This is a genomic window from Mycobacterium sp. NGS11, from assembly GCF_059813315.1.
Map to the genome: position 1 here is coordinate 15,845 of NZ_JCALEJ010000019.1, position 14,090 is coordinate 29,934.

Here is a 14,090-nt window from a genome sequence, read left to right on the forward strand (position 1 = left end):
CACCAGAAAGCCGACCGGCAGGGTGGCATCGATGGCAAGAGTGGAAGGAGTTCGGCGATGGGGTCGAATGACGGCGGCGGGGGGTCGACAGAATCCGCGAGCATCGCCGATCTGGTCGAGGCGGCGGCACGCCGATCGCCGGAGGCGCGCGCGCTGGTGGTCACCGCCGATCACCTACGGGTCGACTATCGCGATCTGCTCCGGCTGGTCGATGACCTGGCCGCGAAGCTGAAGGCCGCCGGCTTGCTGCGCGGCGACCGGGTGGCGCTGCGCGCCGGCAGTAACGCCGAATTCGTCGTCGGGCTACTGGGGGCGTCGCGTGCGGATCTCGTTGTGGTTCCGCTGGATCCGGCCCTGCCCCTCGCCGAACAGCGTGCCCGTAGCGCGGCGGTGGGCGCCCGGGCGGTGCTGGTCGACCAGCCCGGCGACAGCGATGCGACCGCACCGGACGGCTTGCCGTCCTGGCCGGTCGCGGTGGCCGTCGGGTCTGACGGCACCGCCGCGACGGTCAGCCTGGACGTCACCGCGGCACCCCGGCGTGACGTGTCGACACCGGAGGGGCTGCGCGAGCACGACGCCATGATCATGTTCACCGGCGGAACCACCGGTGTGCCCAAGATGGTTCCGTGGACGCGCCACAACATCGCTCGCTCGGTGGCGGCCATCATCGCGGGCTATGGGCTTGATGCACAGGACGCGACGGTGGCGGTGATGCCGCTCTACCACGGGCACGGTCTGCTCGCCGCGCTGCTGGGCACCCTGGTGTCCGGGGGAGCGGTGTTGCTGCCGGCGCGGGGAAAGTTTTCGGCGCACACCTTCTGGGACGACATCGAGGCCGTCGGGGCCACCTGGTACACCGCCGTCCCGACGATTCATCAGATCTTGCTGGAGCGCGCCCGAACCGAGCAGCCGAGCGGCTCGCACGCCCTGCGGTTCATCCGCAGTTGCAGCGCACCGCTGACCGCCGAGACCGCGCAGGCGCTGCACGACACCTTCTCGGCGCCGGTGGTGTGCGCCTTCGGGATGACCGAGTCGACCCACCAGGTGGCGACGACGGCCATCGGCGGTGCCGGCCACACTGAAAACCCCGGTGCCACACCCGGACTCGTCGGCCGGTCGACCGGACCGGAAATCCGGATCGTCGGACCCGACGGCCAGGCGCTGCCGCCGGACGCGGTCGGCGAAGTCTGGCTGCACGGCCCGACCGTGGTGCGCGGCTACCTCGGCGACCCGTCCATCACCGCCGCCAACTTCACCGAAGGGTGGTTGCACACCGGCGACCTCGGAACGCTGTCGCCGGCCGGTGACCTCGTCATCCGCGGCCGCATCAAGGAGCTCATCAACCGGGGCGGCGAGAAGATTTCGCCGGAGCGCGTCGAGGGCATCCTGGCCACCCACCCCGACGTGCTGGAGGTCGGCGTGTTCGGCGTGCCGGACAAGCTGTACGGCGAGTCCGTGGCCGCGGTCATCGTCGCGCGTGGATCCGCCGCCCCGACGGCCGACGAACTGACGGCGTTCTGCCGTGACCGCCTGGCACCCTTCGAGGTGCCCGCCGAGTTTCAACTGACCGCCGAGTTGCCGCACACCGCGAAGGGTTCGCTGGACCGGCGCGCGGTGACGGAGCGGTTCGGCCGCAAAAGCTGAGGAGTTCTAGACGGCGGCGTTCAGTCGGGCGGCCGCGGATTCCGGCATGGGTTCGTAGCGGGCGAAGGACCGGGTGAACGACGCGGCCCCATGGGCCAGGGACCGCAGGTCGATGGCATAGCGGGTCAGCTCCACCTGCGGCACCTCGGCGTTGACCACGGTGCGCTCGTTGCCCGCGGTGTCGGAGCCGAGCACCCGCCCCCGCCGGCTGGACAGATCACCCATCACCGCACCGACGAAGTCGTCGGGCACCAGCACCGAAATCTCGTCGATGGGCTCGAGCAGCGCCACCTTGGTCACCGCGGCGGCCTCCCGCAACGCCAGCGAGCCCGCCATCTGAAACGCGAAGTCCGACGAGTCGACGCTGTGCGCCTTGCCGTCGAGCAGCGTGACCCGGATATCGACCACCGGGTAGCCCGCGTGCACGCCCTTCTCCATCTGGGCCCGCACGCCCTTCTCCACGCTCGGGATGAACTGCCGCGGCACCGCCCCGCCGACCACCTTGTCGACGAACTCGAACCCGGAACCTTCCGGCAACGGCTCCACCTCGATGTCGCACACCGCGTACTGGCCGTGCCCGCCGGACTGCTTGACGTGGCGCCCGTGGCCTTTGGCCTTGCCGGCGAACGTCTCTCGCAGGGGAACGCGCAGTTCCACGGTGTCGACGGTGACGCCGTACCGGTTGGCCAGCGCCTCCAGCACCACGCCCGCGTGGGACTCGCCCATGCACCACAGCACGATCTGGTGGGTCTCCTGGTTCTGCTCGATCCGCAGCGTCGGGTCTTCGGCGGCCAACCGGCCCAGCCCCACCGACAACTTGTCCTCGTCGGTCTTGGCGTGGGCCGCGATAGCGATCGGCAGCAGCGGCTCGGGCATGGTCCAGGGCTTCAATACCAACGGCTCGGACTTATCCGAAAGCGTGTCACCGGTTTCCGCGCGGCTCAGTTTGCCGATCGCGCAGATGTCACCGGCCACCACCGCCTGCGCCGGGCGCTGCTGCTTGCCCAGCGGGAAGGACAGCACCCCGATGCGCTCGTCCTCGTCGTGGTCGGGATGCGCATGACCACTGCCGTTGCCGGTGCCGAAGAACGACGCAAAGTGGCCCGACACATGAACCGTCGTGTCGGGCCTGATGGTCCCGGCGAACACCCGGACCAGGCTGACCCTGCCGACGTACGGGTCCGACGTCGTCTTCACCACCTCCGCGAGCAAGGGGGCGTCCGGCGAACACGTCAGGCTGGCGTGCGGCGCACCGACCTGGGTGAAGACCTCCGGCAGCGGGTGTTCCATCGGCGACGGGAAGCCGCGAGTGGCGACCTCCAGCAACTCCAGGGTGCCCACGCCGCTGCCGCTGCAGACCGGGATCACCGGAAAGAACGATCCCCGGGCGACCGCGCGCTCGAGATCCTGGATCAGCACGGACTCGTCGATGACCTCGCCCCCGAGGTAGCGCTCCATCAGCGACTCGTCCTCGGACTCCTCGATGATTCCCTCGATCAGGGCGCCGCGCGCCTCCTCGATCTGCTCGGCGTCGGAGGGGTCCGGCGGTTGCACGGTGCGTTTGCCGTCGGTGTATTCGTACCGCGTTTGCGACAACAGCCCGATCAGGCCGTGGCAGGAGGGCAGGCCGGTAGGCAGGTACAGCGGTAAAACCTTGTCGCCGAACGCATTCTGCGCGGCGGCCAACGCGTCGGAATAATTTGCCCTGGCGTGGTCGAGCTTGGTGATCACCACGGCGCGGGGCATGCCGACCTGGTCGCATTCCTGCCAAAGCGATTTGGTGGGCTGGTCGACGCCTTCGTTGGCCGCGATGACGAACAGCGCGCAATCCGCGGCGCGTAGCCCCGCCCGCAACTCGCCGACGAAGTCGGCGTATCCGGGAGTGTCGACCAGGTTCACCTTGATGCCGTTGTGCGACAGGGATGCCACCGCGACGCCCACCGACCGTTGTTGTCGGATCTCGGCGTCGTCGTAATCGCAAACCGTGCTGCCGTCGGCCACCGAACCGCTCCGGGTCAGCACACCGGCGGCGACCAACAGGGCTTCTACGAGTGTGGTTTTGCCCCCACCCGACGGACCGACCAGCACCACGTTGCGGATTTCGTCGGGACCGTTGGCGGTAGGAGCGTTCCCCGCTCCTTGGGAAGCGTTTGTCCTGTCGGCCATGACTTTCCTCCAGGTTGCCCGGGGCGCGCCATTGCTGTCCTAGCCAGCACCTATCTAGCTACCATCCACCCAACTTCGGTCGACCACAAGACCGTCGGACCGAATCAGCCGCCACGGCGGTGGGCGGCCCCGCCGAGCCGGCGCTCAGTGATGCCAGCTGGACCAACGCCGCACCGCGACCTCGATCACCGGGCCGTCCAGCGAAACCGATTGATACTGTGGGTATTTCGCTCGTAGCAGCAGGCGCCCGAGCTCAACGGCGTCACCGTGGGTGTGGACGGTGGCGACGCCGTCGGCGCGCACCCACCACAGCTGGGCCCAGTCGTCGGCGTAGTGATCCACGAGCAGGCTCACCCGGGGGTTGCTGTCGATGTTGGTCAGGCGGCGCAGCCGCTGTGTCGTTTTCGGCTTCGCGTCGACGGCCGTGTAGACCACGTCGCCGTCGTCGGCGGCGACGGCGAACACCACCGGCACCAGGTGCGGCAGGCCGCCGGGCGTGACCGTCGCCAGTCGGGCCACCGGGGCCCGGCCGAAGCTGGCCTTGGGTTCGAATTCGCCCACCGTGTCAGCTTAAGACGCGCGGTAGCTGCGGACGGGCTGGTCAGAACCTCACCCATGCCGTGCATAGCTACCTGCATTACGGTTATATACACACACATGTGCCGCCAAGAGCCTGAGGCCGGGACAATTTGTTCTCTACCGCGAAGCAGGAGGGTGACACCGATGAGCAAACCGCACCACCGCCCGGTCCTGTGGTCATGGTTGGTCAGCGTGCTGACGGTGGCCGGACTGTGGCTTGGTCTGGGGTCCGGCGTGGGCCTTGCGCCGGCTTCGGCGTCACCGTCCAACCTGACGCTGGATCGGTTCACCGACCGCCCCCTGGCGCCACTCGACCCGTCGGCGGCGGTCGGTCAGGTGGGGCCGCAGGTGGTCAACATCGACACCAAATTCGGCTACAACAACGCGGTGGGCGCCGGAACCGGCATCGTGATCGATCCCAACGGGGTCGTGTTGACGAACAACCACGTGATCTCGGGCGCCACCGACATCAGCGCATTCGCCGTCGGCAACGGCCAGAGCTACGCCGTTGACGTGGTCGGCTACGACCGCACCCAGGACATCGCGGTGCTGCAGCTTCGCGGCGCGGCCGGCCTTCCCACCGCCGCGATCGGGGGCGCGGCGACCGTGGGAGAGCCGATCGTCGCGCTCGGCAACGTCGGCGGCCAGGGCGGCACGCCCAACGCCGTGGCCGGCAAGGTCGTCGCGCTCAACCAGAGCGTCTCGGCGACCGACACGCTGACCGGCGCGCAGGAGAACCTGGGTGGCCTGATCCAGGCGGACGCCCCGATCAAGCCCGGTGACTCCGGTGGTCCCATGGTGAACAGCGCCGGGCAGGTGATCGGCGTGGACACCGCCGCCACCGACAGCTACAAGATGTCCGGCGGGCAGGGCTTCGCCATTCCCATCGGACGCGCGATGGGGGTTGCCGGCCAGATCCGGTCGGGCGCCGGCTCGAACACGGTTCACATCGGTCCCACCGCCTTCCTGGGCCTGGGTGTGATGGACAACAACGGCAACGGCGCGCTGGTGCAGCGCGTCGTCAGCACCGGCCCCGCGGCGGCCGCCGGCATCGCGCCCGGCGACGTCATCACCGGCGTCGACAACGTCGCGATCAACGGCGCGACGTCCATGACCGGGGTGCTCGTCCCGCATCACCCGGGGGACACCATCGCCGTGCACTACCGGTCCAACAATGGCGGCGATCACACCGTGGACATCACCCTGGCGGAGGGGCCACCGGCCTGACAGCCGCGCCGACGGGACCGGGCCGGTGGCCAAATCGTTTGCGAGCGGGCGTGTTTCGACGTAAACGTAGGTGCGTGATTCCGAAAGTGGCGCCTAGGGTACCCGTGGCATCGTGGATTTGATGAACGACGCAAGAGAAGCTGTCGAGCACCATCCCGAGGGGGGCAGTCACGTCCAGGACGGCGTCGTGGAGCACCCCGACGCCGAGGACTTCAACAACGCCGCCGCGCTGCCCACCGACCCCACGTGGTTCAAGCACGCGGTGTTCTACGAGGTGCTGGTGCGGGCCTTCCTGGACGGCAATGCCGACGGATCCGGCGACCTGCGCGGGCTGCTGCAACGACTGGACTACCTGCAGTGGCTGGGCATCGACTGCATCTGGCTGCCACCCTTCTACGACTCGCCTCTGCGAGACGGCGGATACGACATCCGGGACTTCTACAAGGTGCTGCCCGAGTTCGGCACGGTCGAGGATTTCGTCGCGCTGCTCAACGCCGCGCACGAGCGGGGCATCCGGGTCATCACCGACCTGGTGATGAACCACACCTCCGATTCGCACCCTTGGTTTCAGGAGTCGCGGCACGACCCCGACGGCCCGTACGGCGACTTCTACGTCTGGAGCGACACCGCGGAGAAGTACACCGATGCGAGGATCATCTTCATCGACACCGAGGAGTCGAACTGGACCTTCGACCCGGTGCGCAAGCAGTTCTACTGGCACCGGTTCTTCTCCCATCAGCCCGACCTGAACTACGACCACCCCGCCGTGCAGGAAGCCATGATCGACGTGCTCCGGTTCTGGCTCGAGCTCGGTATCGACGGATTCCGCCTGGACGCGGTGCCCTACCTCTTCGAGCGCGAGGGCACCAACTGCGAGAACCTGCCCGAGACGCACGCCTTCCTCAAGCGGGTTCGCAAAGTCATCGACGACGAATTCCCCGGCCGGGTGCTGCTGGCCGAGGCCAACCAGTGGCCGGCCGACGTCGTCGAGTACTTCGGCGACGCCACCACCGGCGGCGACGAATGCCACATGGCGTTTCACTTCCCGCTGATGCCGCGCATCTTCATGGCGGTGCGCCGGGAATCGCGCTTTCCGATTTCGGAGATCCTGGCCCAGACGCCCGAGATCCCCGATATGGCGCAGTGGGGGATCTTCCTGCGCAACCACGACGAGTTGACGCTGGAGATGGTCACCGACGAAGAGCGTGACTATATGTATTCCGAGTACGCCAAGGATCCGCGGATGAAGGCGAACGTCGGGATCCGCCGCCGGCTGGCGCCGCTGCTGGACAACGACCGCAACCAGATCGAGCTGTTCACCGCGCTGCTGATGTCGCTGCCCGGCTCGCCGGTGCTGTACTACGGCGACGAGATCGGCATGGGCGACGTGATCTGGTTGGGTGACCGCGACGGGGTGCGCACACCGATGCAGTGGACACCGGACCGCAACGCGGGCTTCTCCAAGGCCAACCCGGGCCGGCTTTATCTGCCGCCCAGCCAGGATTCCGTCTACGGATACCAGGCGGTCAACGTGGAGGCGCAACGCGACACCTCCACGTCGCTGCTCAACTTCACCCGGACGATGCTGGCCGTGCGGCGCCGTCACGAGGCCTTCGCGATCGGGACCTTCGAGGAGCTGGGCGGCTCGAACCCCTCGGTGCTGGCCTTCGTGCGGCAGGTGTCCGACGACGGTGACACCGTCCTGTGCGTCAACAACCTGTCGCGTTTCCCCCAGCCGATCGAACTGAATCTGCAGCATTGGAGCGGTTGCACGCCGATCGAGCTGACCGGACAGGTGGAGTTTCCGCGCATCGGTCACCTGCCCTACCTGCTCACACTCCCCGGACACGGGTTCTACTGGTTCCAGTTGACCGGATGCGAGGAGGATTCATGATGAGGGCTCGCGCCGCGGCGATGCCGTGGGGGTACTCCCCAGCCTCGCGGGGAGCGCATCCGCTGGCGGGGAACGGAGCCGATGAGAAGGAGTGGCGCAAATGACTCAGCCGGCCAAGCTGCCTTGGTCTGAGTGGCTTCCACAGCAACGTTGGTACGCAGGACGCAACCGCGAACTGTCCAGCGCCGAGGCGAGCGTGGTCGTCCCGCTCGACGACGGCCTCGACCTGGTGCTCGTCGACGCCGTCTACGCCGACGGTTCCCGGCACCGCTACCAGGTGATCGTGCGCTGGGACGCTCCCCCGGTCTCCGAATACAGCAACGTCGCCACCATCGGCGCCGTCGACGACCGGACGGCCTTCGACGCGATGTACGACGCCGTTGCGCCGCGGTTCCTGCTCTCGCTCATCGACTCGTCGGCCTCGCGCGGCGCGTCGGGCACCGAGATCAACTTCGCCAAGGAACCGGATGCGAAGCTGCCCCTGGAGGCGATGGCGCACGTATCCGATGCCGAGCAGTCCAACACCAGCGTCATCTTCGACCGCGACGCCATCTTCAAGGTCTTCCGCCGAGTCAGCAGCGGCATCAACCCCGACGTCGAGCTGAACCGCGTGCTGGGCCGGGCCGGTAACCCGCACGTCGCGCGGCTGCTGGGAAGCTACGAGATGGCGGGTTCGGACGGCGGCGCCGACGCGGCATGGCCGCTGGGCATGGTCACGGAATTCGCCGCGAATTCCGCCGAAGGCTGGGCGATGGCCACCGCCAGCGTCCGCGACCTGTTCGCCGAAGGCGATCTCTACGCTTACGAGGTCGGCGGCGACTTCGCCGGGGAGTCCTACCGGCTCGGCGAGGCCGTGGCGTCGGTGCACGCCACCCTGGCCGAGGCCCTGGGCACCTCGCAGGCCGTTTTCCCGGTGGACAACGTGCTGTCGCGGCTGTCCTCGACGGTGGCGCAGGTTCCCGCGCTCGAGGAGCACGCGGCGACGATCGAAGAGCGATTTCAGAAGTTGGTCTCGGAGACGATCACCGTGCAGCGCATCCACGGCGATCTGCACCTGGGCCAGGTGCTGCGCACGCCGGAGCGCTGGTTGCTGATCGACTTCGAGGGCGAGCCCGGACAGCCGCTCGAGGAGCGCCGTGCGCCCGACTCAGCGTTGCGGGACGTGGCCGGCGTGCTGCGGTCGTTCGACTACGCCGCCTACGGACCGCTGGTGGACCACGCGGATGACAAGCAATTGGCGGCGCGCGCCCGGGAGTGGGTCGAGCGCAACCGGACGGCATTCTGCGACGGCTACGCGGCCGCCTCGGGGATCGATCCGCGCGACTCGGCGCAGCTGCTGGCCGCCTACGAGCTGGACAAGGCCGTCTACGAGGCCGGCTACGAGGCGCGGCACCGGCCGGGCTGGCTGCCAATCCCGTTGCGTTCCATCGCACGTCTTACCGCTGCCTAGCGGGCTGCCGCCTCGGCCGTCCGCTGCGCGGATGGCCGATGTCTGAAAACATGTGCGGGTGCCGAGTGAAATCAACAACAGCGAATCGCGCCTGTCGTGGGTGCTGGCAGTGCTTGCCGGGATCTTGGGGGCGACCGCCTATACGCATTCCGCCGGATACTTCGTGACGTTCATGACCGGCAACGCGCAACGCGCGGCGCTGGGGTTCTTTCGCGGCGACGTGGTGCTCTCGATCTCCGCGGCGGTGTTGATTCTGTGCTTCGTCGCCGGCGTGATAATCGCGTCGGTGTGCCGGCGACATCTCTGGGTGGCGCACCCGCACGGACCGACGGTGTTGACGACATTCAGTTTGGCGGCGGCCACCTTGGTCGACGTCGTCGACGAAGGCTGGGAGGAGAATCTGCTCGACTTTGCACCGATCATGTTGGTGGCATTCGGGATTGGGGCTTTGAACACATCGTTCGTCAAGGACGGTGAGGTGTCGGTCCCGCTGAGCTATGTGACCGGCACGCTGGTCAAGATGGGCCAGGGCATCGAGCGTCACATCGCGGGTGGGACGGCGGCGGACTGGCTGGGCTATTTCCTGATGTTCGCGAGCCTCGTGGTGGGCGCGGCCGTGGGTGGCTTGATCAGCCTGTTCGTGAACGGGACGTGGATGCTGGTGATAGCCACCGTCGTGTGCGGGCTGACGACCGGCTACACGTATTTCCACTCCGATCGCCGAGCCCTGCTCCAGCAGGCGGGAAAAGAGCATCGGCAGTAGCGCTGACCGGTGCGCTACTGCCGATGCTGGCTTTGGCCTTAAGCCGCGGGAGGGTTAGCGGTGGGCGCGCTAGCCGGTGCGGCGTTGACCGTGTTGAGGGTTTGCAGGATATCGGGCTTCATCGCGACCAACTGCTGGTTCCAGTAGGGCCAGGAGTGCGTCCCGTTGGCAGGGAAGTTGAACACCCCGTTGCGTCCGCCGGCGGCCACGTAGTTGTTCTGGAACTGCTCGTTGGTGCGCAGCGTCATGCCCTCCAGGAACTTCGCCGGCATGTTGTCGCCGCCGAGGTCGCTGGGGGTGCCGTTCCCGCAGTAGACCCAGAGGCGGGTGTTGTTGGCGACGAGTCGCGGAATCTGGATCATCGGGTCGTTGCGCTTCCACGCCGGGTCGCTGGACGGGCCCCACATGCTGTTGGCGTTGTAGCCGCCCGCGTCGTTCATCGCCAGCCCGATCAGGGTGGGCCACCACCCCTCGGAGGGGTTGAGGAAGCCTGACAGCGCGGCGGCGTACGGGAACTGCTGCGGGTAGTAGGCCGCCAGGATCAGCGCGGAGCCGCCCGACATCGACAGGCCCACCGCGGCGTTGCCGGCCGGGGAGACCTGCTTGTTGGCCTGCATCCACAGGGGCATCTCCTGGGTCAGGAAGGTCTCCCACTTGTAGGTGTAGTTCTGTCCGTTACCCGACGACGGCTGGTACCAGTTGCTGTAGAAGCTGGACTGGCCGCCGACCGGCATGATCACCGACAGGCCGGACTGGTAGAACTCCTCGAACGCTGGGGTGTTGATGTCCCAGCCGTTGTAGTCGTCCTGCGCGCGCAGGCCGTCGAGCAGGTAGACGGCGTGCGATCCGCCGCCCTGGAACTGAACCTTGATGTTGCGGCCCATCGACGGCGAGGGCACCTCGAGGTATTCCACCGGAAGGCCGGGCTTGGAGAAGGCCCCCGCGACGGGGGAGCCGCCGGAGGCTACCGCGAGACCGGACAGCAGGGAGGCACCCACAGCCGCGATCGCCAGTCGGCGCGGCATGGTAGCCGCTGCGCCACGCAACTTTTCGAAGAACGACATAGCTCTCTACCCATCCCAACTTTCATCTGCCGCAAGGTGCGGTCGAATCTGTTCTCGGGGAGTGAAACACAGCGAGAGCGCCGAATCCCGTTGTCGCGGCCGGGATGACAGATCGCGGTTAGCTAACGATTGAGCCTCGCGCAGACATCGTCACAGTCGGGTCACGATCGTCTCTCGGAACCCTGCGCAACCCTTGCGCTGCGATGGCGCATGCGCTATCGCGACCGCAGTGCCTCAGGCGACCAGGCGACGTAAAAGTGTTGATGCCGTGACGATTCCGAGGACGGCTGCCACCACCAGCACGACGATGTCCACGGGGTTGAACGGGGTGCCGATCAGCAGCCCGCGCAGTGCGTTCACCTCGTAACTGAGTGGATTGACCTTGCTCAGCACGTGCAGCCACGTCGGCATCACGTCGACCGGGTACAGCGCGTTGGACGCGAAGAACAGCGGCATCGTGATCGCCTGGCCGATCCCCATCAGGCGGTCGCGGTTGCGCACCAGACCGGCCAGGGTCATGGACAGGCAGGCGAAGAATGCGGCGCCGAGCATGACGATGGCCATCGCCGCCAGAATCCGCAGCGGATTGACCGTCAGGCCGACGCCCATCACGTACGCCAACGCGAGCACCCCGACCACCTGGGCCACCGAACGGACGCCGGCGGCGAACGCCTTGCCGGTGATCAGTGCCGACGCCGGGGCCGGCGTCACCATGAGTTTGGCCAGCACTCCGGCGTCTCGATCCCAAATGATTTGTATCCCATAGAAAATGGAGATGAACAGCGCCGACTGGGCGATGATCCCCGGCGCCAGAAACGCCAGATACGACACCGATCCGGTGGGGATGACATGCAGGTGGCTGAACGTGGTCCCGAAGATCAACAGCCACAGCGCGGGCTGCACCATCCGGGTGACGAGCTCGGTCCGGTCGTGTTGCAGCTTCTGCAGTTCGACGATCGCGAATGCTCCGATGCGGCTGGACAGCGCACCGACTCGTTGCCAGCCACGCGGGGCGAGGACCAGCGAGCCCGCCGCGGCGCTATCAACCGACACGACGCGCCACCTTTCTGCTGGAACGGATTTCGCGAATGGACCCGTTGGCTTCCCCTGGGTCTTCTTCTTCGTCCAAACCCGACGCCGCGTAGTGGCGGAATACGTCTTCGAGGGTGGCCGACGGCGACACCGTCGCCTTCAGTCTGTCGGGGGTGCCGACGGCCCGCAGCTGACCGCGATGCATCAGCGCGACCCGATCGCACAGCGCGTCGGCCTCCTCCATGTAGTGGGTGGTCAGCAGGACGGTCATGCCGAACTGGGCCTGCATCTTTTGCACCTGCCCCCACACCCCGTCCCGCGCAATCGGATCCAGACCGACGGTTGGTTCGTCGAGCACCAGCAGCGACGGGCGGTTGACCAGCGCCTGGGCCACCTCGAGGCGGCGCACCATGCCGCCGGAGTACGACGACGCCAGCCGGTCGGACACCTCCATGAGATCCATGGCGGACAGCGCCTGATCGACGCGGTCGGCGCGCTCGCTGCGGGGCACGCCGTACAACCGCGCGAACCACGCCGCATTCTGCCGGCCGGTGAGCGCGGGCTCGATCGAAAGCTGTTGCGGCACATAGCCGATATTGCTTCTGATGTCGGTGGTTTGGCGGCGCGCGTCCATCCCTAAGATACGCAGTTCGCCGTGCTGCACGGGTGTCAGCGTGGTCAGCATCCGGACCATGGTGGTCTTGCCGGCGCCATTGGGCCCCAGCAGTCCCATGGTCTCGCCAGGGCGCACCTGCAGGGTCACGTCATCGACGGCGGTGAACTGGCCATAGCGATAGGTCAGGTTTCGGCCGTCGACCGCCATCGGCAGCGATCCGCTCATGGTCGCCGCTCTCGCAGTTTTCGGGTCATCGTGTCGAGGACCTCCAATCCCTTTGTCAAAGAATCGATTTCGTCGTCATCCAGTTCGCCGATCACCTCGGACAGCAATGCCCGCCGGGTGGCGCGGGATGCGTCGACGACCTGCTGGGCGGGCTCGGCAAGCCGAAGTTGGCAGACCCGGCGGTCGGTGTCTCCCGCCGTCCGCAGCAATAGCCCGCCGGACACCAGCTTGGTGACCAGGGTGGAAGCGGTGTTGGGCACCAGGCCGAGCTCGGCCGCCGCGGCGCTGACCGAAATACCCGGCCGACGCCCGACCAGCCACAACAGCTCCGATTGAGACTCGGAGAGTCGCGACGAGTCGAATCCGCGGCCGGCCGACCTGCGCAGCTGCCGACGGAACCTGCCGACGACTCCAAAGAGCTCGCCCGCCACATCAGTGCGTGATTTCATATGCACCCCATAATACCTCTGTAGCCGAGCTATTTATGTGGAGAAGCTATGCGTGGGTTATGTACCCGCTACCGGGGAAGGCGATGCAGCACGACGTCGGTCAGCTCGCCGTCGTCGACGTTCGCGGTCATGTAGGTGCAGAACGGTTGCCTGCGGCGGTCCGTCGGCGACCCGGGATTGAGCAGGCGCAACCCGGTCTCGGTGGTGGTGTCCCACGGGATGTGGCTGTGCCCGAAGACCAGCACCTGACTGTCGGGGTAGAGCCGCGACATCCGGGCGTCGCGTCCGCTCGCGGCGCCGGTCTCGTGCACGACGGTGAACAGGACCCCCGCCAGCCGTACGTCCGCACGTTCGGGCAACCTCGCCCGCAACGCCGGGCCGTCGTTGTTTCCCCAGCAGCCCACCAGCCGGGCCGCCCGCGCCTCGAGCTCGTCGAGGAACTCCCGCGCTATCCAGTCGCCGGCGTGGACGACGACGTCGGCCTCGGACACCGCGTTCCATACCGGCGCGGGCAGGTCGCGGGCCCTTTTCGGGATGTGGGTATCGGCGATCAACAGCAGCCTCACAGCCCCATCTTGCGCCAAATCGCGCGCATCGTTGCCCGGACCCGGCGGGACGATCAGGGCTATATACCCTACGGGGTATGGTATACAGGACGCATGGGAAGCGAAGGTAACGGCAGCGGATCGCACAACACGGATGTCGCCAAGCACGACGCCGGGGACATCGACGCCGTCCTCGCCCGGTTACGGCGGGCGCACGGTCAGCTCGGGGGCGTCATCTCGATGATCGAGCAGGGTCGCAGTTGCAAGGACGTCGTGACCCAGTTGGCGGCCGTCTCGAAGGCCCTCGATCGCGCGGGCTTCAAGATCATCGCGTCCGGGCTGCGTGACTGCATCGCGCGGCCGGCCGCTAAGCCGGCCGTCTCCATCGATGACCTCGAGAAACTGTTCCTGAGCCTGGCCTGAAGGGCCACGCTGC

The 14,090-nt window shown here is 67.3% G+C and carries 13 protein-coding genes; 6 read left to right on the forward strand and 7 right to left on the reverse strand.

The genetic code is table 11. The features are described from left to right. The first annotated feature begins 57 nt into the window (after nucleotides 1-57). The gene (locus tag AC5Y4T_RS19000) at nucleotides 58-1,644 is read left to right on the forward strand and encodes a FadD7 family fatty acid--CoA ligase (protein WP_499954839.1); all 1,587 of its coding nucleotides are present in this window, start codon (nucleotides 58-60) and stop codon (nucleotides 1,642-1,644) included. 6 nt (nucleotides 1,645-1,650) lie between these two features. On the opposite strand, the gene AC5Y4T_RS19005 is transcribed toward AC5Y4T_RS19000, so the two are convergent. Next, nucleotides 1,651-3,810, reverse strand: a complete 2,160-nt coding sequence (locus tag AC5Y4T_RS19005) for an elongation factor G-like protein EF-G2 (protein WP_499917549.1) — start codon at nucleotides 3,808-3,810, stop codon at nucleotides 1,651-1,653. A 144-nt stretch (nucleotides 3,811-3,954) separates the two neighbouring features. Then, nucleotides 3,955-4,371 carry a TIGR03668 family PPOX class F420-dependent oxidoreductase gene (locus AC5Y4T_RS19010; RefSeq protein WP_499917550.1) on the reverse strand — a complete coding sequence of 139 codons (417 nt, stop codon included), beginning with the start codon at nucleotides 4,369-4,371 and terminating at the stop codon, nucleotides 3,955-3,957. A 162-nt stretch (nucleotides 4,372-4,533) separates the two neighbouring features. On the opposite strand from AC5Y4T_RS19010, the gene AC5Y4T_RS19015 reads away from it, so the two are divergent. The 4 genes from AC5Y4T_RS19015 to AC5Y4T_RS19030 all read left to right on the forward strand — a co-directional run bounded on the left by AC5Y4T_RS19015 (nucleotide 4,534) and on the right by AC5Y4T_RS19030 (nucleotide 9,723). Continuing rightward, on the forward strand, nucleotides 4,534-5,616 hold the full coding sequence (locus tag AC5Y4T_RS19015) for a S1C family serine protease (RefSeq protein WP_499917551.1): 1,083 nt from the start codon (nucleotides 4,534-4,536) through the stop codon (nucleotides 5,614-5,616). 121 nt (nucleotides 5,617-5,737) lie between these two features. After that, nucleotides 5,738-7,510, forward strand: a complete 1,773-nt coding sequence (gene treS / locus AC5Y4T_RS19020) for a maltose alpha-D-glucosyltransferase (RefSeq protein ID WP_499917552.1) — start codon at nucleotides 5,738-5,740, stop codon at nucleotides 7,508-7,510. Between the two features lie 100 nt (nucleotides 7,511-7,610). Then, nucleotides 7,611-8,960: a maltokinase N-terminal cap-like domain-containing protein gene (locus AC5Y4T_RS19025; protein WP_499917553.1), complete on the forward strand. Its 1,350-nt coding sequence runs from the start codon at nucleotides 7,611-7,613 to the stop codon at nucleotides 8,958-8,960. Nucleotides 8,961-9,018: 58 nt separating this feature from the next. Next, nucleotides 9,019-9,723 carry a YoaK family protein gene (locus AC5Y4T_RS19030; protein WP_499917554.1) on the forward strand — a complete coding sequence of 235 codons (705 nt, stop codon included), beginning with the start codon at nucleotides 9,019-9,021 and terminating at the stop codon, nucleotides 9,721-9,723. Nucleotides 9,724-9,761: 38 nt separating this feature from the next. Here AC5Y4T_RS19030 and ag85C read toward each other — a convergent pair whose 3' ends face one another. The 5 genes from ag85C to AC5Y4T_RS19055 all read right to left on the reverse strand — a co-directional run bounded on the left by ag85C (nucleotide 9,762) and on the right by AC5Y4T_RS19055 (nucleotide 13,675). Then, on the reverse strand, nucleotides 9,762-10,787 hold the full coding sequence (gene ag85C / locus AC5Y4T_RS19035; RefSeq protein WP_499917555.1) for a diacylglycerol acyltransferase/mycolyltransferase Ag85C: 1,026 nt from the start codon (nucleotides 10,785-10,787) through the stop codon (nucleotides 9,762-9,764). A gap of 234 nt (nucleotides 10,788-11,021) precedes the next feature. Continuing rightward, on the reverse strand, nucleotides 11,022-11,840 hold the full coding sequence (locus AC5Y4T_RS19040; RefSeq protein WP_499917556.1) for an ABC transporter permease: 819 nt from the start codon (nucleotides 11,838-11,840) through the stop codon (nucleotides 11,022-11,024). After that, nucleotides 11,830-12,660 (reverse strand): ATP-binding cassette domain-containing protein, encoded by an 831-nt coding sequence (locus AC5Y4T_RS19045; protein WP_499917557.1) that lies wholly within the window; start codon nucleotides 12,658-12,660, stop codon nucleotides 11,830-11,832. Before AC5Y4T_RS19045 ends, AC5Y4T_RS19040 begins: the two co-directional genes overlap by 11 nt. Beyond that, the gene (locus tag AC5Y4T_RS19050) at nucleotides 12,657-13,109 is read right to left on the reverse strand and encodes a MarR family winged helix-turn-helix transcriptional regulator (RefSeq protein WP_499917558.1); all 453 of its coding nucleotides are present in this window, start codon (nucleotides 13,107-13,109) and stop codon (nucleotides 12,657-12,659) included. The genes AC5Y4T_RS19045 and AC5Y4T_RS19050 overlap by 4 nt, the downstream gene beginning before the upstream one ends. Nucleotides 13,110-13,177: 68 nt before the next feature. Then, entirely contained in the window at nucleotides 13,178-13,675 is a 498-nt protein-coding gene (locus tag AC5Y4T_RS19055; RefSeq protein WP_499917559.1) for a metallophosphoesterase family protein, read from the reverse strand. 93 nt (nucleotides 13,676-13,768) lie between these two features. Between AC5Y4T_RS19055 and AC5Y4T_RS19060 the strand changes: the two genes are divergently transcribed. Further along, nucleotides 13,769-14,077, forward strand: coding sequence for a metal-sensitive transcriptional regulator (locus AC5Y4T_RS19060; RefSeq protein ID WP_499917560.1), 309 nt, complete (start codon nucleotides 13,769-13,771; stop codon nucleotides 14,075-14,077). Nucleotides 14,078-14,090 lie beyond the last annotated feature (13 nt).